Below are 556 nucleotides of genomic sequence, written 5' to 3'. Positions count from 1 at the left end.
GGGTGTGGTGGTTGAGCACCGTTCGGTGGTGGGTCTGTTGGCGTGGGCTGTGGGTGAGTTCGGTGGTGCGGCGTTCGAGCGGGTGTTGGTGTCGACGTCGTTCAACTTTGATGTGTCTGTTTTTGAGTTGTTCGGTCCGTTGGTGTCCGGTGGTGCGGTGGAGGTGGTTCGGGATCTGCTGGTTCTGGCGGATCGGGATCGTGGTCCGTGGGGTGTGAGTCTGGTCAGTGGTGTGCCGTCGGCTGTGGCGCAGGTGGTGGCCGGTGGTGGGGTCGAGGCGCGGCCGCGGGTGGTGGTGCTGGCCGGTGAGGCGTTGACGGCGGATGCGGTGGCGGCGGTGCGTGGTGCGCTGCCGGGTGCTCGGGTGGCGAACATTTACGGGCCGACCGAGGCGACGGTGTATTCGACGGCGTGGTTCACGGATGCGGATGTCGAGGGTGTGGTGCCGATCGGGCGTCCGATCTCGAATGCGCGGGTGTTCGTGCTGGACGAGCGGTTGGCTCCGGTGCCGGTGGGTGTGGCGGGTGAGTTGTATCTGGCGGGTGCTGGTCTGGCT

Annotated in this window: 1 protein-coding gene; it reads left to right on the top strand. The window is 66.5% G+C overall.

Features of this window, described 5'->3' with window-relative positions:
- A partial coding sequence (locus tag IE257_RS37775) for an AMP-binding protein (protein ID WP_189974655.1) occupies positions 1-556 on the top strand: 556 nt, incomplete at both ends.

The sequence above is a fragment of the Streptomyces avidinii genome, assembly GCF_014650695.1.
Taxonomy (GTDB): Bacteria; Actinomycetota; Actinomycetes; order Streptomycetales; family Streptomycetaceae; genus Streptomyces; species Streptomyces avidinii.
Note: the sequence above shows the minus strand (reverse complement) of the source record. Positions and strands in the feature narration are given on the sequence as shown.